The organism is Paucibacter soli (assembly GCF_037482845.1).
GTDB classification, from domain to species: Bacteria; Pseudomonadota; Gammaproteobacteria; order Burkholderiales; family Burkholderiaceae_C; genus Paucibacter_B; species Paucibacter_B soli.
This window is the reverse complement of the sequence record NZ_JBBHJW010000001.1, coordinates 859,138-880,266: the sequence shown is the minus strand read 5'-3', so window position 1 is coordinate 880,266 and position 21,129 is coordinate 859,138. Positions and strand designations below refer to the sequence as shown.

20 protein-coding genes and 1 pseudogene are annotated in these 21,129 nt (G+C 68.2%); 8 read left to right on the top strand and 13 right to left on the bottom strand.

Annotated features, from left to right (window positions below; translation table 11 throughout):
* Window positions 1-76 precede the first annotated feature (76 nt).
* The gene (locus tag WG898_RS04135; protein ID WP_339601473.1) at window positions 77-1,879 is read left to right on the top strand and encodes a DUF885 domain-containing protein; all 1,803 of its coding nucleotides are present in this window, start codon (window positions 77-79) and stop codon (window positions 1,877-1,879) included.
* Between the two features lie 51 nt (window positions 1,880-1,930).
* Here the strand turns inward: WG898_RS04135 and WG898_RS04130 are convergent, their stop codons facing one another.
* Both WG898_RS04130 and WG898_RS04125 read right to left on the bottom strand, forming a co-directional pair.
* Complete coding sequence (locus WG898_RS04130) at window positions 1,931-2,350, bottom strand: hypothetical protein (protein ID WP_339601472.1); 420 nt, start codon at window positions 2,348-2,350, stop codon at window positions 1,931-1,933.
* A 91-nt stretch (window positions 2,351-2,441) separates the two neighbouring features.
* Complete coding sequence (locus WG898_RS04125; RefSeq protein WP_339601471.1) at window positions 2,442-3,629, bottom strand: hypothetical protein; 1,188 nt, start codon at window positions 3,627-3,629, stop codon at window positions 2,442-2,444.
* A gap of 237 nt (window positions 3,630-3,866) precedes the next feature.
* Between WG898_RS04125 and WG898_RS04120 the strand changes: the two are divergent.
* Both WG898_RS04120 and WG898_RS04115 read left to right on the top strand, forming a co-directional pair.
* A pseudogene (locus WG898_RS04120) lies at window positions 3,867-4,091 on the top strand (transposase); the annotation flags it as partial.
* 71 nt (window positions 4,092-4,162) lie between these two features.
* Entirely contained in the window at window positions 4,163-4,756 is a 594-nt protein-coding gene (locus WG898_RS04115; RefSeq protein WP_339601621.1) for a transposase, read from the top strand.
* 172 nt (window positions 4,757-4,928) lie between these two features.
* Here WG898_RS04115 and WG898_RS04110 read toward each other — a convergent pair whose 3' ends face one another.
* From WG898_RS04110 to WG898_RS04100, 3 genes are all read right to left on the bottom strand, one after another.
* Window positions 4,929-5,312 (bottom strand): hypothetical protein, encoded by a 384-nt coding sequence (locus WG898_RS04110; RefSeq protein ID WP_339601470.1) that lies wholly within the window; start codon window positions 5,310-5,312, stop codon window positions 4,929-4,931.
* A gap of 149 nt (window positions 5,313-5,461) precedes the next feature.
* A complete protein-coding gene (locus WG898_RS04105; RefSeq protein WP_339601469.1) occupies window positions 5,462-8,209 on the bottom strand; it encodes a protein kinase domain-containing protein in 2,748 nt (915 codons plus the stop codon).
* Complete coding sequence (locus WG898_RS04100) at window positions 8,206-8,775, bottom strand: ECF-type sigma factor (RefSeq protein WP_339601468.1); 570 nt, start codon at window positions 8,773-8,775, stop codon at window positions 8,206-8,208. Before WG898_RS04100 ends, WG898_RS04105 begins: the two co-directional genes overlap by 4 nt.
* 255 nt (window positions 8,776-9,030) lie before the next feature.
* On the opposite strand from WG898_RS04100, the gene WG898_RS04095 reads away from it, so the two are divergent.
* Together WG898_RS04095 and WG898_RS04090 are read left to right on the top strand one after the other, a co-directional pair.
* Window positions 9,031-9,585, top strand: a complete 555-nt coding sequence (locus tag WG898_RS04095) for a diguanylate cyclase domain-containing protein (protein WP_339601467.1) — start codon at window positions 9,031-9,033, stop codon at window positions 9,583-9,585.
* A gap of 28 nt (window positions 9,586-9,613) precedes the next feature.
* Entirely contained in the window at window positions 9,614-10,468 is an 855-nt protein-coding gene (locus WG898_RS04090) for an AraC family transcriptional regulator (protein WP_339601466.1), read from the top strand.
* Here the strand turns inward: WG898_RS04090 and WG898_RS04085 are convergent.
* The gene (locus WG898_RS04085; RefSeq protein WP_339601465.1) at window positions 10,407-11,309 is read right to left on the bottom strand and encodes a LysR family transcriptional regulator ArgP; all 903 of its coding nucleotides are present in this window, start codon (window positions 11,307-11,309) and stop codon (window positions 10,407-10,409) included. The genes WG898_RS04090 and WG898_RS04085 overlap by 62 nt on opposite strands.
* A 70-nt stretch (window positions 11,310-11,379) precedes the next feature.
* Here WG898_RS04085 and WG898_RS04080 point away from each other — a divergent pair, with 70 nt between their 5' ends.
* Complete coding sequence (locus tag WG898_RS04080) at window positions 11,380-12,012, top strand: LysE/ArgO family amino acid transporter (RefSeq protein ID WP_339601464.1); 633 nt, start codon at window positions 11,380-11,382, stop codon at window positions 12,010-12,012.
* 46 nt (window positions 12,013-12,058) lie between these two features.
* On the top strand, window positions 12,059-13,018 hold the full coding sequence (locus WG898_RS04075; RefSeq protein ID WP_339601463.1) for a DMT family transporter: 960 nt from the start codon (window positions 12,059-12,061) through the stop codon (window positions 13,016-13,018).
* On the opposite strand, the gene WG898_RS04070 is transcribed toward WG898_RS04075, so the two are convergent.
* Entirely contained in the window at window positions 13,005-14,540 is a 1,536-nt protein-coding gene (locus WG898_RS04070) for a methyl-accepting chemotaxis protein (protein ID WP_339601462.1), read from the bottom strand. The genes WG898_RS04075 and WG898_RS04070 overlap by 14 nt on opposite strands.
* 168 nt (window positions 14,541-14,708) lie before the next feature.
* Here WG898_RS04070 and WG898_RS04065 point away from each other — a divergent pair, with 168 nt between their 5' ends.
* Entirely contained in the window at window positions 14,709-16,301 is a 1,593-nt protein-coding gene (locus WG898_RS04065) for a S41 family peptidase (protein ID WP_339601461.1), read from the top strand.
* 8 nt (window positions 16,302-16,309) lie between these two features.
* Here WG898_RS04065 and pssA read toward each other — a convergent pair whose 3' ends face one another.
* From pssA to ypfJ, 6 genes are all read right to left on the bottom strand, one after another.
* A complete protein-coding gene (gene pssA, locus WG898_RS04060; protein ID WP_339601460.1) occupies window positions 16,310-16,930 on the bottom strand; it encodes a CDP-diacylglycerol--serine O-phosphatidyltransferase in 621 nt (206 codons plus the stop codon).
* A gap of 30 nt (window positions 16,931-16,960) precedes the next feature.
* Window positions 16,961-18,049 carry a nucleotidyltransferase domain-containing protein gene (locus WG898_RS04055; RefSeq protein ID WP_339601459.1) on the bottom strand — a complete coding sequence of 363 codons (1,089 nt, stop codon included), beginning with the start codon at window positions 18,047-18,049 and terminating at the stop codon, window positions 16,961-16,963.
* Complete coding sequence (locus WG898_RS04050; protein WP_339601458.1) at window positions 18,046-18,957, bottom strand: HprK-related kinase A; 912 nt, start codon at window positions 18,955-18,957, stop codon at window positions 18,046-18,048. Before WG898_RS04050 ends, WG898_RS04055 begins: the two co-directional genes overlap by 4 nt.
* Complete coding sequence (locus WG898_RS04045) at window positions 18,954-19,232, bottom strand: HPr-rel-A system PqqD family peptide chaperone (protein WP_339601457.1); 279 nt, start codon at window positions 19,230-19,232, stop codon at window positions 18,954-18,956. Before WG898_RS04045 ends, WG898_RS04050 begins: the two co-directional genes overlap by 4 nt.
* 66 nt (window positions 19,233-19,298) lie before the next feature.
* A complete protein-coding gene (locus tag WG898_RS04040) occupies window positions 19,299-19,925 on the bottom strand; it encodes a hypothetical protein (RefSeq protein ID WP_339601456.1) in 627 nt (208 codons plus the stop codon).
* 201 nt (window positions 19,926-20,126) lie between these two features.
* Window positions 20,127-21,005 (bottom strand): KPN_02809 family neutral zinc metallopeptidase, encoded by an 879-nt coding sequence (ypfJ, locus tag WG898_RS04035; RefSeq protein ID WP_339601455.1) that lies wholly within the window; start codon window positions 21,003-21,005, stop codon window positions 20,127-20,129.
* Between the last annotated feature and the right edge of the window lie 124 nt (window positions 21,006-21,129).

Below are 21,129 nucleotides of genomic sequence, written 5' to 3'. Positions count from 1 at the left end.
GGGAAGGGAGGAGGGCGAGGGCAGGCGCCATTCTTGCAGCTGCGCCCTGGTGCACCGAGGGCAGAATGCCGCACGCTTGTACTCGCTCTTGACCATGCCCATCCTCTCCTGCTCCAAGGCCGCCATCACGCGCGCCGGGCTGGCCCTGGCGCTGTTGTGCGGCCTGGCCTGGCTGCCCCATGCCCAGGCCGCTGCAACGCCCGGCCAGCAGTTGCGGCGCATTGCCGATGACTACTGGGCCTACTACCTGCGCACCGACCCCGAGGCGGCCACGCTGTATGGCGATGCCGCCGGCCTGGACCGGCTGCGCACGCTCACGCCCGCCGCCTATGCGCAGGCGCAGCGCGAGGCCCGCGCCCTGCTGCGTCGCGTGCAGGCGCTGCCCGAGCGGGGCTTGACGGAGATGCAAGGCCTGGACCGGACCTTGCTGCTGCATGTGCTGCGTACGCGTCTGCAGAGCTACCGCGCGCAATGGCATCTGATGCCCATCAATGCTTACAACGGCGTGCAGGCCAGCCTGGCCGGCTTGGTGAGCGCCACGCCCTTCGAGACCGAGGCGCATTACCGTGCCTACCTGGCGCGCCTGCAGCAGGTGCCGGCCCATCTGGCACAGGCGCGCGCGTTGGCGTTGCTGGGCCTGCGCCGCGGCCTGGTGCCGCCGCGCGAGCTGCTCGACAAGGTGGTGGCGCAGTGCGGCGAATTCGCCCATGCCCGCGGCATGCAGAGCGTGTTCGCCGCGCCGCTCGTCAACAAGCCGTGGCCGGCCGACTTCAGCCCGGCGCTGCGCGAGGAGCTCGGCAGCGCCATCCTGCGCGCAGTGGATGAGCAGGTCCTGCCCGCCTATGCCGAGTTGGGCGAATGGGTGCGGCGCGACTACGCGCCCCGGGGCCGCGCCAGCGCGGGCGTCTGGGCCCTGCCGCAGGGGCGGCGCCTGTATGCCGAGGCCGTGGCGGCCCAAACCACCACCCGGCTCGGCCCCGACGCCATCCATGCCCTGGGCCTGCGCGAGGTGCGGCGCATTGAGGGCGAGATGACTGCGCTGGCGCGCCGGCATGGCCATGCCGATCTGCCCGCGCTGCGCCGTGCCATCGAGAGCGACCCGCAGTTCCGTGCGCGCTCGCGCGAGGAGGTGGTGGCCGACTACCGCCGCTACACCGGCCAGATCGAGGCCGAGCTGCCGCGCCTGTTTGGCCGCCTGCCCAAGGCCGCATTGCGGATCGAGGCCGTGCCCGCGGTGCTGGAGAAGGATGCCTCCACCAGCTACCAGCAGGGCACACCGGATGGCAGCCGCGCCGGCCTGGTCTGGGTCAACACCTACCAATTCGAGCAAAGCAGCAAGGCCAGCAACGAGGCCACCGCCTACCACGAGGGCCTGCCCGGCCACCATCTGCAGATCTCGATCGCGCAGGAGCTGCCCGAGGTTCACCCCTTTCACCTTTCGCTCAGCGATGAGCTGAATGCCTATGTGGAGGGCTGGGCCCTGTATGCCGAGGGGCTGGCCAAGGAGCTGGGCATGTACCAGGAGCTGGCCAACGAGTTCGGCCGCCTGGACAGCGAGCTGTTCCGCGCCATCCGCCTGGTAGTGGACACCGGCCTGCATCAGCGCCGCTGGAGCCGCCAGCGCGCCATGGACTACTTCGAGGCCCATACCGGCCAGCGCTGGGAGGCGGAAGTGGATCGTTATGTGCTCACACCCGGCCAGGCCCTGGGCTACAAGATCGGCCAGCTCAAGCTGCTGCAGCTGCGCCAGCGGGCTGAGGCGGCACTGGGGCCGCGCTTCGAGCTGCCCGCCTTCCACGACCTGTTGCTGGGGGCGGGCCCGCTGCCGCTGGACCTGCTGGAGCGGCGCGTGCAGGCCTGGGTGGCGCGGCAGCGCTGAGCTGAATGCAACTCGTGCGTTGCCGGCGCCTGCCTTGACCGAGGGCGTGCATCAGCTGGCACGCACCCACGGCGGCACACCGGGCGCCGCGATCGAATAGTCGATGTCGCCGTACATGCCGAAGACGCGGCCGGCGTAGGCGCCGCCCAGCGCTGCGCGCAAATTGTTGACGTAGACCGGCGCCGAGCCGCAGGCGGACACAAAGATGCGGCCGCGGTAGTTGCCCGGCAGGACGTAGTTGTTCAGCACGGCGGCAAGCTGCTGCGGCGTGTAGGCCGGCGCTCCCGCGGCGTTGCCGATCTCGTCGTCATTGCCGTGGGCCGAAATGAACAGATCTTCGCCCTGGTCAAGCAGGCCGCGGTAGTTGTGCGCGCTCAGATAGCAGTAGGGGATGCCGAACACGCGCTGGTCATAGTCGGCATAGGCTTCCTCGACGATGCCGATGTCGTCGGTGGTCATGCAAAGAATCACGGTGCTACTCCTTCGGTTCTTGCGGACGGGTGGAGGCGCGCATGCCGAGCGACGCGCGCGTCGCTCGGCACACGCGACGGGCCGGTGCTGTCTAGAACAGGTCGGTGATCGGGCTGACCAGCACGCCCAGCACCTGCGGGTTGCCCGCCGGGCTGCTGCTGCTCACCGTGATATTGCCCTGGTCGTCGAAGCTCACGTTGTGGCTCCAGCCTCCGCTGCCTTCGGCCTCGAAGAAGGGGAAGAAGCCACCGGCGGCGGCGGCCTTGAAGCTTGCCTGATCCGCCGTGGACAGGGCGGCCTTGGACGTCATGGTCATCGAGATGCCGTCCACGATCACCAGGGAACTGGCAAAACGCTGCATATTGCCGTTGGGGCCGAAGGTGCTGGCCCAACTGATGGCGTCGCCCGCCTTCCAGACCGTGTTGTCCTGCTTGGCATGGCCTTCACCGAGCGCCGCCGAGTTGAACCAGGGCATGTACTGCGACAGCTCGTTGTCGTCGCTGGGCTGCTTGAGAGGCGCGGCCGGCAGCGTCACCAGCTTGGCGAACTTGGCCTGGATGCTAACGCCCGCGCTGGTGATCTTGGTGGTCAGCGAGTCGTAGGAGGTATCGCCGCCCAGTCCGAAGATGTCGAAAATGCCCGAGGCTTCGGTTTGCGCCCAGGTGTGGCTGACGTCGCTCGAGTCGGTGCTGCTGTTGAGCGTGACCGAGGCCGGTGTGGCGTTGTTCAAGGCCAGCGTCAGCTGCTCGATCGTCGTGGTGTAGACGTAGTCGTTCGGGTGCATATTGCTGGGTGCGAACTGCACATTGAGCAGTTGGTTCGATGCCATCGCAATCGGGTCCTCGAGCATCGTGTTGAAGTCGGTGATGCACTTGGTGACCTGGCTTTGCGGCAGATTCGCCTGTGCCCAGCTGCTGAAGGCCTTGCTCCAGCCCAGGTTGTCGGAGGGCAGCGGCGTGATGGTCTTCTTGTAGTTGTTCCAGGCCGCATAGCTGTCCTGCATATCGGTCTGGAACTGCAGCGCCCCTTGCGCAATCAGCGCACTGATCACGCCGCCGTAGTCCTGGCTCAGGCTGTTGAGCTGCGCGGGGTTGTAGAAGGTCGTGGCCGTCAGCGGCGGCACGCTGTCGAAGATGTTCCACAGATTCTCGGACGTCGCTCCCACCGGCATCGCGCCTTGCATCAACTGGAACTGGTCGGTGGCCAGCTTGCATCCTTTCGTGACGGCGAGGTACCACTGGGCTGCGAGCGTGTTCATCGCGGTTTGGGCTGCACTCATCTGTATCTCCCTGAAGGTCGATTGAGAGCTTGCGCATCGAGGCGATGTGCAAGGCGTGCGGCGGTGGCCCGGTGTGATGATGCTGAGGCGACGCCGCCGCCAACTGACTCTAGGCAGTGCGCGGCCGAATACCATAGGCCCGCTTGATGATGCCGCGCTGTCGGGTTCGGGGCCGACTTCTCGTTGGTTTCGAGTCAGGGGTCAGGTCTTAAATTTTCAATCCCCGCTGCCTAAGCTATGCCCATGGCGCGCCCTCTTCGCATCGAGTTCCCCGGCGCGGTCTATCACGTCACGGCCCGTGGGGACAGGCGTGAGCCGATCTTTACCGACGATGCCGATCGCATCAAGCTGCAGGAGGTCGTGGGGCTGGTGTTGTCGCGCTTCGACGCCCTGATGCTCGCCTACTGCTTGATGGGCAATCACTACCACTTCGTCCTCTACATCCGGCGCGGCAATTTGTCCGCCCTGATGCAGCAGTTGAATGGCATCTACACGCAAGCCTTCAACCGTAGGCATGGGAGGTGGGGCATCTCTTGCAGGGGCGTTTCAAGGCCATTCTGGTGGACCGGGACAGCTATCTGCTCGAGGTCTGCCGCTATGTGGAACTCAACCCCGTGCGCGCGGGCATGGTCGAGCGGCCGGGCGACTGGCCATGGTCGAGCTTTCTCGACCATACCGGCCAGCGCGAGGCGCCGGCATGGTTGGATACGCCCGGCTTGCATGCCTGTCTGATGGGCACTGGCGAAGCCACGACCCCAGCTGCGAGGCGCGAGGCAGCAAGGCGTTACCGCGAGTTGGTGCTGTCCGCGCCCGATCTGCGAATCTGGGATGAGGGCCTGCGCCAGCAGATCTATCTGGGCGACAAGAGTTTTGTGGCTCGCATGCAGGCGCAACTGGCCAGGCCCATGCCTGCGTCACACGATATCCCCAAGGCGCAACGCAGCCAGCCCAAGACATTCGAACAGTGCATGGCTCAGGCAGGCGAACGGGCGCAGGCCCTGTGGCTGGCGCATACGGAAGCCGGCATCACCATGAGCGCGCTGGCTAGGGAACTCGGCCTGAGCGTGGCGCGCATCAGTCAGCTGATCGGCCAGTATGAAAGAGCGAGAGCGGAGCGAAAGACTTGAGGCAGACGGCTGAGGCGTTTCGGGGGCAGGCGTTGACTTGAAATTCAAGGCCTGACCCCGAGGCCGGCTGATGACCCCGAGGCTCTGACCCCGAGGCTCCGCGAGCTCTCGTTTAAGGCCTGACCCCGTGGCTCCTCTCCGTGGTTCCCGTGGCTCCCTGGCGCAGCGTCCGTCACTCCGGGTCGTTGGTGATCTGCGGGTCGCTACTCGGGTAGAGCGTGGTTACTACCCCGGCATTGGCAAACAGCAGCACCACGCCCTTGGTCACCGGCGCGCTGGTGGGCATGACCACGAACACAGTTTGGCCGCTGGCCGGGGTGAAGTTGTTGGCGTCCAGGCACGTGGGGTTGCTAACGGTCTTGAAGACCGCGCCAACCAGCTGCACATTGGACTGCTGGCCCAGGGTGATGGTGCAGTAGCCCTGGCCTTGCGGCACTGTCAGCGGCGAGGGGGCCGGGACTTTGCCTGCGTAATCCGTGGTGTAGCTGCAGTTCGCAAAGCTTGCGCCAGGCTCGACTGAGGCCTGCACATAGTAGTCGGTAACAACGGTGGGCATGAGATCAAGACTCCCTGTTTGGTTGACGGTACTGAAGCACTAAGAATCCCTGCAGCCTTGCCCTGCATGACGGCCTGGCGGAGGGGCGCCAGCGTCAAGCTCGGGGCCGGCTCCTCTCGTAAACCGCCGCGTCTAGGCGCGTGTGACGCTCAACGGGGAAGGGGCTCCGGGGCTTGACCCAGCGGCGTCAGCAGCGTTTTCTGTTTGATCAGCCAGCGCTGCTGCTGCACCAATTTATCGGACGTCTGCCCCAGGCACTGAAGCGTGGCAATCCAGGCCTGTGTGATGCCAGCGTGACTTCCTACCAGTTGCGGCCCGCCATGCATCGACTCGATGCGCTGGCGAAGGGCTCCACAGATCTGTTGCGCGGCCAGCGGCTGGCCATCAACCCTTTGCCGGCTTGCAAGGGCCAGGTCGAGCTGTGCCAGCGCATCGAGGGTTCGCACATCGCGCGGGGCGTGCTGCAGGCTTTGCGCCAACAACTCCCGCGTCTGCTGCACTCGCTGCAAGGTCGAGCGTTGATCATTCTGGTCCCACAGACCCGGAAGAAGTTGTGCGCGTGCGAGTTCGCCGCGTAATCCGTGCCAGCGCGGTAAGGGCTTGCCCCTGGCGTCCAGTTGGGCGAGGCGGTCAGCCAAGGCGGCAAGCTGCTGCGAAGCAGACTTCGGCGGGGAGCCGTTCATCGCCAGCAGCGCCAGCTCGGAACGCACTTGCATGTACTTCCAAAGCCGGTTGTTGGGGTCTTGCTTCAAGAGCTGAAGAAACAGCGAATTGGCCGCCGCAAAACCGTCGTGGGCGATCTTTGCCTGGCCAAGTTCGAGCTGGGCCAGGCTCCACCAGACGCGGTAGTTTGCTTCAATACCCTGCCACTTCAGGTCCAGCGGGGCCTGGCCGCGCGCATCGGCAATCTTGGCCAAACAAGCTTCGAAGGCAAGGGCTGCCTGCGCAAAGCGCCCCTGGGCTAGATAGGTGCTGCCCAACCAGCTCAGGCTGTCGGCCCAGCGCTCCTGCAATTCGAGGTCCTTCGGCCGGGTCTCCAGCACGCGCGCCTTCAAACGCACCGATTGTTCGAAGGCCCGTTCGGCGCCGCTCAGTTCGCCCTGATCCAGCAGGAGGGAGCCCAGGCTGTTCTCGGCAAAGGACACCTCGATCAGTGCGTCCATATCGTCCGGGCTGGCGGCCAGCCATTGGCGGCTAAGTGCAAGATAGGCCGATAGAGGCTCACGCGCCGCTTCGAACTCGCGGCGGGTGTAGTGCACATGGCCCAACCAGAACGCCGCAGCGCCCTGGGCCTTGCGCCAGGCAATGGCATCGACGCCGTCGGGCGGCGGCACGTCACCGCGCCCGAACAACTGCCGCGCGGCCTTGAGCGGTTCCAGCGCCGCATCGAGCTCGCGGTTGGAGACGCGAACCTCGCCAATCACTGTCAAGGCCTTGGCGCGCTGCAAGCGGGTCTGCGGGCTGAGTTGGGCATCCTGCTCACTCAGATAGCCCAGCGCCTTGCCGCCGACGCTATTGAGCAGCTCCAGCCGGCCCACCGGTCTGAGCTTGTCGGCAAACTCGCCCAACATATAGGCCAGCAAATCGTCAGCGCGCACGCGGCGGGCCTCGGCCTGCTGCTCCGCCCGCTCCGCCCGCCACGCCTGCGCCACGCTCAAGACCGTCAGCGAACTCAAGGCCAGCACCGCTGCGGCGCCGGTGGCCACGCCGATGCGATGCCTTCGCACAAACTTGGCAACCCGATACCCCGCGCTGTCCGGCCGCGCCAGGATGGGCTCGTGCGCCAGCCAACGCTTCAAGTCCGCGGCAAAAGTCTCGGCATTCGCATAGCGCTCGCCCGCCGCCTTCTTGAGCGCCTTGGCCAGAATCGTGTCCAGATCCCCACGCAGCTCGCGCGCGCGCCTGGCTTCCGGCGTGCCTCGCACCTGCTCCGAGAGCCGCTTGGGCTCCACCTCCAGCACCGCCTTCATGCGCGCCAGCGGGCTGTCGTCCGGGATCGCGCCCGAGGTGGGATGCTGGCCGCTCAAGAGCAGGTACAGCAGCACGCCCAGCGCATAGACATCGGTGGCGGTGGTGACGTCATGACCCTGCACCTGCTCGGGCGCGGCGTATTGTGGGGTAAAGGCGCGCCCGGCCTGCTGGGTCAACTCGGTCGCCGCGGCCGGCTGGGTGGCATCGCCCAAGAGCTTGGCGATGCCGAAGTCCAGCAACTTCACCTCGCCGGCCTGGTTCACCAGGATGTTGGAGGGCTTCAAATCGCGGTGCAGGATCAGGCGGTTGTGCGCATGCGCCACGGCGGCCAGCACGTCGAGGAACAGCGTCACGCGTGCCGCTACATCGAGGGCCTGCTGCTCGCAATAGCGGTCGATCGGCAGGCCGTCGATGTATTCCAGCACCAGATAGGGCGGGCCACCGTCATTGGCCACACCGGCGTCCAGCAGGCGGGCGATATGCGGGTGCGCCAGGCGGCCGAGGATCTGGCCTTCGCGCGCGAAACGGCCGCCGTCGCCTCGACCCAGCAGGCCTGACGTTAGGAACTTGATCGCCACCTGGCCCTCGTAGCGGCCATCGGTGCGGCGCGCCAGCCATACCGTGCCCATGCCGCCCTGGCCGATCTCGCGCTCCAGGGTGTAGGGGCCCAACAGCTGGCCGGGCTTGATGTTGCTGCCTTGTGTCAGCAGCACCGGGCTGTCCAGCACCGGCGCCAGCGCCATCGCGGCGTCGCGCGCCAGCAGCTCTTGCAGGTCCTCGGCCAGGGTCGGGTCTTGCGCGCGCAGCGCGGTCAGGCGGGCGGCGCGGGCCGTCGCGTCCAGGTCCAGCAACTCGTCCAGCAGCGGGCTGAGCTGGGGCCAGCGGGACTTGGCTATCTCGCGCCTGGGGACCGGTGTGGGGTTCATTGCAAAGACATCGAAAGGAACAGCCGCGCCTTCTGCCAGTCGCGCTGCACGGTGCGTTCGGTGATGCCTAAAGCCGCGGCGATCTCGGCCTCCAGCAGGCCGCCAAAGTAGCGCATCTCCACCACCTGGGCCAGGCGCGGCTCCAGGCGCGCCAGCTCGTCCAGGGCCTCATGCACGCGCAGGATCTCGTCGTCGCGCTGCGGTGGCAGTTCGGCCACCGCGGTGTTGAGCGTGACATGCTGGGCGCCGCCGCCGCGGCGTTCGGTCTCGCGGGCACGCACCAGGTCCACCACCACGCTGTGCATCACCTTGGAGGCATAGGCCAGAAAGTGCAGGCGGTCCGGAAACTCCAGCCCACCGCCCTGTTGCTGCTGCTGTGAGTGCAGGCGCAGCCAGGACTCGTGCACCAGGCCGGTGGCGTCCAGCAGGGTCAGCTGGCCGCTCTGGCGCAGGCGGCTGTGCGCCAGGCGCTGCAGGTCGGCGTAGAGCAGGGCGATGGCCTGGTCGGCGGCCCGGGCGTCGCCGGACTGGGCGGCGCGCAGCAGGGTGGTGATGTCGGAGGACATGGTTGGCGGTGGAGCTTGAGCCGCACTCTAGCCGCCACCGCCGGGGCTTTGGCGAGCGCCGGCAAAAAAGTTTGCGGCGCGATGTCGGGTTTGGGCACGGGGCTGCGTTTTAAGCAATGAGAGCGAAGTAGTAGGCCGGGCAGGGAGGCCCCCGGGCATGAATCAGGGGGTGCTGGCTGGCTGGTTCGCTCTCACCTGCGCCGGCGGCCGCCGTGCGCGCGAGACGAAGAAAGAAGTCATGCCTAAGGAAACACCATGAGCGCCAGCCCCATTCAGCCAGTCATGCCCTGTGCCGCTGCAGCAGGCGCGGCCTCGCGCCAGGCGCAGGCGGTGGCTTGCGAGCCATTGGTGCTGGCGGATGCGCGCCAGCTGGCGGCGGTTCTGAACCGCGAGCTTGTGCAGTGCCGGCGCTTCGGCAGAGGGGGCCTGAGCGTGTTGCTGATCGATGCCTGGCCGCACCCGCCGCTGGGTGAGCCGCTGTCCGCCGAGGGTGGGCAGCGCCTGCGCCAGGCGGTGGCGGCGCGGCTGCGCGCGCGCGTGCGCGGAGGCGACGTGGTGGCCACGCTGGGCGAGCAGCAGCATCGGCTGGCCGTGATCCTGCTGAATGCCGGCCGCAAGGAGAGCGATCTGGTGCAGGCGCGCCTGCACAAGGCGCTGGGCGGGCCTTACGGCGTGGAGGAGCGGCATCTATATATGCGCTTGGTGATGGGTGCCGCCGCCTATCCGGCCGCCGGTGGCAGCGGCGAGGAACTGGTGAGCGCCGCCACCGCCATGCTGGCGCGCCACGCCGGCACGCCGCTGCGCGCCTGAGGCGACGCCGCTTCTGCCATCATGCGGCATGGCCGCGCCGCACCCGCCGTTTGAAGAAGAGGCCACCGACCGGGCCCAGTACCGCCGCCCCGCGCACCGCGCCGGGGTGGAGCTGTACCACGCCAGCATCCTGCACCATTGCTTCGAACCCCATCTGCACCAGGCCTATGGCCTGGGCGCGATCACCGCCGGGGTGGGGCGCTTCCGCTGGCGCGGCGGCCAGCATCTGGCACCGCGCGCCACCCTGATGCTGATGAATCCCGAAGACCTGCACACCGGCCAGGCCGAGACCGAGGCCGGCTGGGGCTACCGCATGCTCTACCTGGACGAGCCGGTGCTGCGCGCGCTGAGCGGCGGCGCGGCCTGGTGGTTTGACGCCGCGGTGGCGCATGACGCTGCCAGCGCCGCCGAGGTGGCGAGGCTGATTGCCGGGCTCTGGCATACCGAGGAGCCGCTCGCCTTCGACAGCCAGCTGCTGCAGCTGGTGCAGGCCTTGCAGCGGCATGCGCGGGTGGGCGGGCGCAGCGAGGGCAGCGCGGCGGCGCTGCGCTACGGCCCGGTGTTCGACTATATGCGTGCCCATCTGCATGAGCGGCTGAGCCTGGAGCGGCTGGCCGCGGTGGCGGGGCTGAGCCCCTTCCACTTCCTGCGCAGCTTCAAGGCGCAGCGCCATGCCACGCCGCAGCAGGCGCTGATGGCCTTGCGCCTGTTCGAGGCCAAGCGCCTGCTGGGCCAGGGCGATGCGCCCGCCGCGGTGGCCGCCGCCGTGGGCCTGGCCGACCAGGCGCACCTGAACCGCAGTTTCGTGCAGCGCTACGGCCTCACGCCGGGTCGCTACCAGGCACAAGTGCGGCCCGGGCGGCGGCCAGCACCCGGGCCGTGATGCGCTCCAGCATCGGCAGGGCCAGGCGGCTGGCCTGCCAGTAGAGCGGCACCCGCAGCGGCGCGCCCAGCGCCACCAGCCGGCCATCGGCCAGCGCCTCGCGCACCAGGCCGGCCGGGTTCATGCCCCAGCCCAGGCCGGCGCAGGCGGCGTCCACAAAGGCCTGGCTGGCGGGCAACCAATGCGTTGGCAGGGCCAGGTCTTGCCCAAGCTCTTGTTGCACCCATTGCGCCTGCAAGCGATCCTGCCGGTTGAAGCTGAGGCAGGGCGCGGCGGCCAGGGCCTGGGCGCTCAGGCCGGCAGAGAAATGCCGGCGCACGAAGGCCGGGCTGGCGGTGGCGATGTAGCGCATCGCGCCCAGCGCATGGCTGCGGCAGCCCTGCACCGGCGCGGCCAGGGCGGTGACGGCGGCCAGCACCTCGGCGCTGCGCAGGCGCTCGGCGGTGTGCTCCTGGTCGTCCAGGCTGAGGTCCAGCAGCAGCGGCTCGGCGGCAGCGATCTCGGCCGCGGCGGCGATGAACCAGGTGGCCAGGCTGTCGGCATTGATGGCCAGGCGCAGGGTGATGCGGCCCTGCCCATCGGTAGCCAGGGCGGGCAGCTCGGCCAGCAGGTCCTGCTCCAGCATGCCCACGCGCTCGGCGTGGCGCGCCAGGCGCAGGCCGGCCTCGGTGCCGCTGCAGGGCGGGCCGCGCTGCACCAGCACCTGGCCCACGCGCTCCTCCAGCAACTTGATGCGCTGCGAAACCGCCGAGGCGCTCAGATGCAGGCTGCGCGCGGCGCGTTCGAAGCTGCCCTCGCGCAGCACGGCGGCCAGGGCGGCGAGCAGGGAGTAATCGAGCATAAGCGTTGCTGCAGCGGGTGAAGCAAGTCTAACTGGCGCCCCGCCGCCGCCGCGGGCATGCTGCGCCACCATGCATCCCCTCTCCGAACTCGTTTCCAGCGCCCTGAGCGGCCTGGCCCTGAGCCTGAGCCTGATCGTCGCGATCGGTGCGCAGAACGCCTTTGTGCTGCGCCAGGGCCTGCGGCGCGAACATGTGCTTCCCATCGTGCTGGCCTGCAGCCTGAGCGATGCGCTCTTGATGGCTGCCGGCGTGCTGGGGCTGGCGGCGCTGATCGCCCAGCATGCCGGCCTGGCGCGGCTGTTGACCCTGGGCGGCGCGGCCTTCCTCGCCTGCTATGGCCTGCATGCGCTGTGGCGGGCGCGGCGGCCGGAGAGCCTGCAAGCCGGTGCCGGCGCGTCGGTGACGCTGCGCCAGGCCCTCATGCAGCTGGCCGGCTTCACCTTTCTGAACCCGCATGTCTATCTGGACACGGTGCTGCTGGTGGGCTCGGTGGGCGCCCAGCAGCCCGGCGCGGTGCGCGCGCTGTTCCTTGGCGGTGCGGCCAGCGGCAGCCTGCTGTGGTTTGCCGCGCTGGGCTTTGGCGCGCGCTGGCTGGCGCCCTGGTTCGCCAGGCCGCGCGCCTGGCAGTGGCTGGACGCCCTGGTGGGCCTGACCATGCTGGCGCTGGCCTGGCAGCTGCTGCGCCAGGCAGTCGCCGCATAGCAATCCGGTACAAGACGTGCCGGTCCGGGCGGGGCAAGATGGCGCCATGTTTGCTGGTGTCCTGTTTGCCCTCGCGGCCGGCCTGATGTGGGGCCTGGTCTTTGTCGCGCCGCTGCTGTTGCCCGAGTACCCGGCGGTCATGCTGGCGGCCGGCCGCTATCTGGCCTTCGGTCTGATCGCCCTGCCGCTGGCGCTGATGGACCGCCGCGAACTGCGTGCGCTCGCCCGCGCCGACTGGCTGGAGGCCTTCAAGCTCAGCGCCGTTGGCAACTTCATTTACTACCTCTGCCTGGCCGCCGCCATCCAGCGCGCCGGCGGGCCGCTGCCCACGGTGATCATCGGCACCCTGCCGGTGGTGATCGCGATCAGCTCGAATATCCGCGACCATGCGCGCGACGGCCGCCTACCCTGGCTGCGCCTGCTGCCCTCGCTGGCCCTCATCGCGGCCGGCATCGCCTGCGTCAACCAGGTCGAGCTGGCGGCGCTGGCGGGCAGCACGGCCGGCGATTTGCGGCGCTATGCGCAGGGCGCCGGCCTGGCGCTGGTGGCGCTGGCCTGTTGGACCTGGTATCCGATTCGCAATGCCGACTGGCTGCGCGCGCATACCCAGCGCAGTCCGCGCGCCTGGGCCACGGCCCAGGGCCTGGTGACCCTGCCAATGGCCTTGGCTGCCTTTGCGCTGATCGCGCTGCTTCAAGCCATGGGCCTGCCCCTGCTGGCGAGCGATTTCACGCCGCCGCTGGGCCCACGCCCCTGGGCCTATCTGGGCCTGATGCTGGCGGTGGGTCTGTGCGCCTCCTGGATCGGTACGCTGTGCTGGAACGAGGCCAGCCAGCGCCTGCCCACCAGTCTGGCGGGCCAGCTGATCGTGTTCGAGACGCTCGCTGCCCTGGGCTATGCCTTTGTGTTGCGCGGCCAGGCGCCGCAGACCCTGACCCTGGCCGGCGTCGCGCTGCTGGTGGCGGGCGTGATCTGGGCCCTGCGCATCAAGCCTAGCCGAGCTTGAACGAGCTGACGATATCGGCCAAGGCGCGCGCCTGCTGTTTCAGGCTCTCGGAGGCGGCGGCCGATTCCTCCACCAGGGCGGCGTTCTGCTGGGTGTTGTGGTCGAGTTGCGAGACGGCGGTATTGACCTGGGCAATGCCGGCACTCTGCTCGCGCGTGGCGGTGGTGATCTCGCCCAGCATGGTGGTCACATGCCGCACCTGACCCACCAGTTCTTCCATGGTGCGGCCGGCCTCGGCCGCCACCTGTGAGCCGCTCTCAACCTTGCTGACGCTGTCGCCGATCAGCGCCTTGATCTCGCGCGCCGCCTGCGCGCTGCGCTGGGCCAGCGTGCGCACCTCGCCGGCCACCACCGCAAATCCGCGCCCCTGCTCGCCGGCACGCGCGGCCTCCACCGCGGCGTTCAGGGCCAGGATATTGGTCTGGAAGGCGATGCCGTCGATCACGCCGATGATGTCGGCGATCTTCTTCGAGCTGCCATTGATCTCGTCCATGGTGGAGACCACCCGGCCTACCGCCTCGCCGCTGCGCTCGGCGGTGCGCGAGGCCTGGTGCGCCAGTTCATTGGCCTTGCCGGCGGTCTCGGCATTGTTCTTCACCGCGGCCGCCATCTGGTCCATCGAGGCGGCAGTTTCCTCCAGCGAGGCGGCCTGTTGTTCGGTGCGCGCGCTCAGGTCATTGCTGCCCAGCGAGATCTCGCCCGAGGCGCCCGAGACGGCCACGGCGCTGTCGCGGATCTGGTTCACCGTCAGCGCCAGCTGCTGCTGCATGCTTTGCATGGCGGCCAGCAGCTGGCCCATCTCGTCGTCGCTGCCGATGCGGATCTGGGCGCTGAGGTCCTTGTTGCTGATCATGCCGGCCACCTGCAGGGCCTCGTGCAGCGGCCGCGTGATTGAGGCGATGATGTGCCAGGCCAGCAGCACGCCCGCGCCCAGCGCCACCGCGAAGGTGAGCAGGATCACCCAGATCGAGAGCTCGTAGGTCTTCTGACCATTGCTGAATTCCTGCTCGGCAACCTTGAGCTGCTCGTCCACCAGATCCGAGACGGCGCCGGTGAAGGGGTCGATGGCGGGGTAGAGCTCCTTGCTGGCGAAGGCCTCCAGCGCCTCCGCGTTCTGGGCCTGCAGGATTTCCTTGAGCTTGGTGGTGGCGGCCTGGGCGGCGGCCTTGAGCGACTCGGCCTTGCGCAGCAGCAGCGCCTCGTTGCCCTCGATCTTGGTGGCCGTATAGGCGGCCCATTGCTTGGCCACCAACTGCTCGGCTTCGTTCACCAGCTTCAGGCCTGCGGCGGTGTCCAGGGTCTTGGCACGCACCTTGTGCGTGGTGTCCACCACATTGACGGCATAGGCGTCGGAGACCTGCTTGAGCTGCTTGAGCGGCACCACGCGGTCGACGTAGACGGTGTCCAGCGCGGCGTCCATCTGCCCCAGCGCCCTGATGCCCCAGCCGCCCACCAGGGCCAGCAGGATCAGCAGCAGTACCGCAAGCATGACCAGACGTGTCTTGATGCTGTTCATTCGCATGGCGAGCTCCTTGATTGGCGTGTTTCGACTCTAGCGCCAGCTGGCTCCCCCAAAAGGGGGATATGCGTGAATTGTGTCGATTTAGCCGCATGGCCCGGCGACGCTGCGGCTACAGTGCGCCGCGGGACCGCGCGCCGTCATGAGCCGTGGCCATGGGGAGGAAGGGCGATGACCATCAAGCAAACACCGGCGCTGCGGCGCCATCTATGGGCCTGCCTGACGCTGAGCCTGGCGGCCTGCGGCGGCGGCGGGACGGACAGCAGCAGCGCGCCGGCGCTGCCGGCCGAGCCACCCGGCAGCAGCGCCGCGGCCCTGCCGCCCAGTGCCGGCCTGGCCCAGCAATGCGCAGCCGACAACCCCTTTGCCGAGGCGCGCCTGAAGACGGGCAGCCTGGCGCGCGAGAAGCAGTGGCTGCGTGCCTATTTCGATGAGGCCTATCTCTGGCCCGACGAGGTGCCGCGCCTGGATGCCGAGGCACAGCGCTTCGCTGGCAGCGATGTCTACGGTGCGCTGAGCAACTACTTCTATGCGCTCAGATCGGTACAGCGCACCGACAGCGGCGCCTACCGCGACCGTTTCAGCTTCCTCTTCCCCACGGCGGAGTGGGAGGCCGGCATGACCGCGGGCATAGAGGCCGGCTACGGCATCGAATGGACGATGGCCTCGCCGACGCCACCGCGCGGCGTGCGCATCGCCTATGTGCAGGCCGGCAGCGTGGCGGCGCGGGCCGGTCTCAGGCGCGGCGATGAGCTGGTGGCGGCCGACGGCATGGCCAGCGATACCGGCGACGCCCTGGGCGTGGACAAGCTCAATGCGGCGCTGTTTCCCGACGGCGCCGGTCAGGCGCATGAGTTCACCCTCAAGCGCAACGGCGCGGATGCGCGCATGCTGAACCTCAGGCTCAGCAGCGAACTGGCCAACAAGCAGCCGGTGCCGCTGCAGCAGGTGCTGACCGGCAGCGACGGCCGCAAGGTCGGCCATCTGCTGTTCACCGAGCACATCGCCAAGTCCGAGGCGCCGCTGATCGCCGCCATGCGGGGCTTCCGCGAGGCCGGCGTGCAGGACCTGGTGCTGGACCTGCGCTACAACGGTGGCGGCCTGCTCTTCATCGCCAGCGAGCTGGCCTACATGATTGCCGGGCCCGAGGCCACGCGTGGCAAGCTGTTCGAGAAGCTCAGCTTCAATGCGCGCCGCCAGGCCGAGAGCAATAGCGCGCACGCTCACACACCCTTCTATGACACCTCCTGCCTACTCGACGCACAGGGTTGCAGCGAAGAAAAGCCCTTGCCTACGCTGGGGCTCAAGCGCGTCTATGTGCTGGCGCAGTCGGGCACCTGCTCGGCCAGCGAGGCCATCATCAACGGCCTGCGCGGCGTGGATGTGGAGGTGGTGCTGATTGGCGGACGCACCTGCGGCAAGCCCTATGGCTTCACGCCCAAGGACAACTGCGGCATTTCCTACTTCCCGATCGAGTTCGCCGGCGTGAATGCCAAGGGCTTCGGCGACTATGCCGACGGCTTCGTGCCGGCCGGCAGCGGCGCCAGCGGCGTGCCGGGCTGCGCGGTGGCGGACGACTTCAGCAAGGAGCTGGGCGCCCCCGAGGAGGCCATGCTGGCTGCTGCGCTGGCGCATCGCAGCAGCGGCCGTTGCCCGGTGCCAGGTCTTGCCAAGCCGCAGGCCAGCGTGGCGGAAGGCAGTCGCACCGAATGGCATTTCAAGCGCTCGCCGTTGCACGGCAAGCGCTTCAACTGGGGTCGCTGATCGATCGATCAGAGCTTGGGGATGCGCAGCCGGCTCACCATCAGCGAGCCCGAGGCGGCGAACATCAGCACCAGCGGGTGCAGGGTGAAGCCGCCGATCAGCAGCTTGCCGCCCCAGAGCTCGCTGCTGCCCACCGCGCCCTGCGCGGCGGCGAACCACAGCACCAGCACCAACAGCAGCGAGGTGGGGATGGGCGTGCCCTCGAAATACCTGACCTTGCCGCCGGCGTCGGAGAGCGCCTCGGCGGTGACGTTGAAGCGCGCCAGGCGCGAGACGCCGCAGGCGACGAAGAACACCAGGATGATGCGGTCCCACAGGCCCTGCATGCCGAAGCCATAGGCGATGGCGGCGGGCGCGACGCCGAAGGAGATCACATCCGCCAGCGAATCGAGTTCGCGCCCCAGCACCGAACTCTGCTGGCGCCAGCGTGCGATGCGGCCGTCCAGCACGTCGAACACCAGCGCGGCCGGGATCAGCGCGCAGGCGTAGTGCAGGTGCAGCAGCTGCTGCGTCTGCAGATAGCTCATCACCGCGAACAGCGCGCCCATGCCGCAGAAGGCATTCGCCAGGGTGAACCAGTCGGCGAGGTGGAACTCGCGGATCATCGAGAAGGGCTTGGGTCGGTTCATGGGGGGAAGCATAAACGAGGGCCGCGGCGCTCAGCCCGCCGCGGCGGCCTCGGGGCCGCGCAGCGCCTTGCGACCCAGGTGCAGCAGCAGCAGGCCCAGCGGCATGCGCATCCAATGGGCGCGCAGGTACAGGAATTGGCGGGCCATGCGGCTACCGGCGTCGCTGCAACTCGCATGCTCGGGGCGCAGTGCACGCGCCAACACGGCGTCCATGAGACGCAGCAGCGGCGCGGCGGGCGCCGCGCCGGACACCGCAGCCAGGCAAGCCGCGGGTACGGGAGTGCCGAACACGCGCATCGATTGGCGCAGGGCGTGGAACAGCATGCGCGACAGACCCAGCGCCTCGGCCCGGGCCGGCAACTGTTGCCAGAACTCCGGCCGGGCGCCGAATTCACGCAACAGCGCGTCGATGTCGCACAGGTCGCGCAAGCCCTTGTCGAACTCGCCGTCCAGGAACAGGTGGCAGGCGCTGTGCAGCACCATGTCGGCGTCGCCAAGTCGGTAGATGCCCGGCCAGCCTTCGATCGGCACGACCTGGGCCAGCAACGCGCCGGCGTCCACGGCGATGCGGCTGGTCAGCGGCAGGATGTTGTGGTGCAGATCGATCACCGTGGCGCGCGTGTTGTGCAGCATCGGCGGAATCTCGTGCATCCACTGGCGGTAATAGCGCTGGTCGTAGGCGTCGTGGTGGGTGCTATGCCAACCGGCCAGCATCAAGGCGGCTTCCGCGTCGTTCAAGCTGGCGCGCGGCACCAGCACGTCGACGTCCGAGAATATGCGCCCGCGCGCGGCCTGCAGTCCGGCCATCACATAGGCGGCGCCCTTCAGCAGCACCACCGGGCCAGGCAGTGGCCTGAGTGCACGCTGGATTTCGTGCACTTCCCATTGCAGGGCCCGGCGCTGTGATTCGGCCAGGGTCAGGGCCGCTTCGAAATGCCTCAGCACCTGCGCGGGCACCCGATCCTGTTGGCCGCTGTCGCGGAATTGCTGGGCCAGGCGCGCCTGCAGGCGTGCGCTGCGCGCCTGATGCAGCAGCAACTCCCATTGCGCTGGCTGCTCAGCGGCCGGGAGCTGCCCCTTGCCGATGGCCGGGCCGACGAGATCAGCGCTGCGGCTCATGACGATGCGGCCAGGCCGGCGAAATAGTCGACGGCCGCGTCGAGACTGCTGTACTGGAAGCGCAGGCATTGCGCGCGCTCGACCAGGCCGGTCAGCATGTCGAAGCCCCGCGAGCCATGGACATGGTAGTTGAAGGAATTCTGGGCCAGGGCCATGAAGGCGGCACCATTGGACAGCGGCTCTATCTGTACCGCGCTCTGCGCCTGGTATTTGGGAAACACCAGCCAACTCAGGCGTGCCCGCTCATGCGCGCGTGCCACGCTATCGCTGGGCGCGCGCATATGCGCCACCGTACCCTTGGCGGTGTCGTGGGTCACCGGGCCGAACACGGCCTCGGGGGCGAAGGCCTGGATGACAGCGATGGATTGGTTCTTCAGGCTCACCGGCCTGGGCAGGGCGACCAATTCGCCGCTGCTCATGTCGATCAGGGCGAGTTCATCGGAGAGCAGGCGCCAGCCGCGGCGCACCAGAGCAGCGCACAGGGTGCTCTTGCCGGAGCCTGGCGGTGCCGGCAGGATCATTGCCCGCTCGCCGTGGGCAATTACCGCCGCATGCACGATCAGGTACTGGTGGCAATGCGAGGAGACACACCAGTTCAGGCCCCATTCCATCATCGCCACGGCCTGGTGGCGCGCCAGCGGCAGGAAGGGTGTGCTGCCCTGGATGCGAAACACCGCCTGGGGCGCGAACCAGCGGCGCAGGCCGCCGGGCGAGCCGATCTCGCAATCGAAGTCGCAGAAGCCGTCCGGATCGCCCAGGGGGTACTCGCCATACAGGGTGGCGAGGCCGTCGGCGAGATGGTCGAATGGGGAGCGCAGGCGCGTCAGCACCGGGCCGGTCTGCAGCGCGATGCCACTGCCACGCAACTGCCGTTTCAGCGCCGGCAGCGACAACTCATCGAGCCTCACGCCGCCGGGCTTTCGATCAGGGCCAAGCGGGCAAAGGATTCCAAGGTGCCTAGCAAGGCCTGGAATTCAAGGGGGTCGGCGCTGGCGTCCTGCTCGTAGAGCTGCTCATAGAGTGCTTCGGCGCTGAGTGGCTGGCCGCTCTGATCCAATGCCTCAAGCACCATGCCGGCCGCTTCCTCAAGCAAGTGGGTGTTGCCGGTGACGGGATTGAACACCGCCCATTGCGCCGGCCAGCGGCGGAACTTGATGGCGCCCCGGCCAGTAGATTGCCACACGATGTCAGAAAACTCCCTGTGTGCGTGCCCACGGCAGCCGCCTCGCGCCGGCGCCGCGGGGCGCACTTACATGGGCTGGGTGGACTTCAGGTAGGTCACGATGGCGTCAGCGTACCACTTCGTGCCGGCGATGGGCTCGTAGTAGCCGCCGGGCGCGCGCATCGCAAACTCCTGCCAGATCGCCTTGACGCGCCCGACGTCCAGCACATTGGCCGGGGTCAGGCCTGCGGCGGCGTTCAGCAAGGCAGCCGTGATGTGGCGTACCAGGGCCACTTCACCATTTGCATTGCCGCCGCACTCCAGGGCCTGCAGCAGGGTCAGGTCGCCATAGGCGAGCGAGGGGCTGAAATAGGCCTTGAACAGCGACGACGGCGGGTAGGGCCAGCTCGGCTGGTTCGGGCTGTTCGTGGTCGGGGCGTTCTTCCAGTAGCCGGGCGTGCGGCCCGAGCAGGTGCCGGACGTATGGGTGTGATTGCTGACGTTGATGGACGCGAAGCCGGAGGGCGTGACGCACAGCCCCGGCAAGCCGCCGGCCATCACCGGCCGGCTACTCAGGCTCAGCACCACCGGCGCCGCGCTCAGACCGCCCTTGAGCAGGCGTCGCCGCGACGCCGCCTTGCTGTTCGAGGCGGCATCGGCTACTGGTGCGGCGGCTGCCCCGGTGGGCTCTTGACGGTGGTCTTGCTTGTCCATGATTGGCTTTCAGAGTCCCGTATTGGAGGGCTCGCTAGTAAGGCGATGCTAGCGGGACACTTCCTTTTCTTCATGGCAGTGTTTCACACAAAGCGGCACCGAGGTAGTCGAGCGGCCCCCTTGAACGGGTGGTGAGGCGGCCATGCTGCCCCCCGCATGGGCGACGCATTGCGCGCCAATGCAAGGGTTAACCCTGATTTTTCAGATCTGCTTGACCCTGAAGGTGTCGCAGTCGCCGATCTCGCCATGTTCCAGCCCGCGCCTGAACCAGTTCACGCGCTGCGCGCTACTGCCATGGGTGAAGCTCTCGGGTACCACCCGGCCCTGGGCGCGCTTTTGCAGGGTGTCGTCGCCAATCTGGGCGGCGGCGTTCAGGGCCTCGGCAATGTCGCCCTGCTCCAGCCAGTCCTTGCCGCGCTGTGAATGGAAGGCCCAGACGCCCGCATAGCAGTCGGCCTGCAGTTCCAGCTTCACACTCAAGGCGTTGTAGACGGTTTGCGACACCCGGGCGCGCGCCTGCTCAAGCTTGTCGGTCGTGCCCATCAGGTTCTGCAGGTGGTGGCCCACCTCATGCGCGATCACATAGGCCTGGGCAAAGTCGCCGGGTGCGCCCAGGCGGTCGCGCAGCGTGGCATAGAAGTTCAGGTCGATATAGACCTTGCGGTCTGCCGGACAGTAGAAGGGGCCCATGGCCGCCTCGCCCGTGCCGCAACCGGTGGGCAAGTGCTCCTTGAACAGTACCAGCTTGGGTGCCTCGTAGCGTTGCTGCTTGCTGCCGAAGTAGCCGCCCCAGACGTCTTCGGTGTCGGCCAACACGGTGGCGACGAAGCGTGCGCCCTGGTCCTGCGGTTTGGGGCCGGGCTTGCCGGCCTGCGCGCCCGGACTCTGCGGCAGCCCCTGACCGCCATCCAGCAGCCCCAGCACCGTCATCGGGTTGATGCCCAAGGCCCAGGAGGCCAGCAGGGCGATGACGATGCCGCCCAGGCCCAGCCCGCGACCGCCCAGCATCGGGCCGCCAGCGCTGCGCTGCTCACGCATGTCCTCGACGTTGTCGCTTTCGCGCTGGCCTTCCCACTTCATCGCTGCTGCTCCCCGCATGAATGGCGTGATCGTATGTCATGCCTGCAGCCTGTGGCAGCCAGCATGCAGATCGTCGCAAGCCGGGTGGCCGGCGCAGGGCGCTCGGGCACAGTGCGGGCCTTGG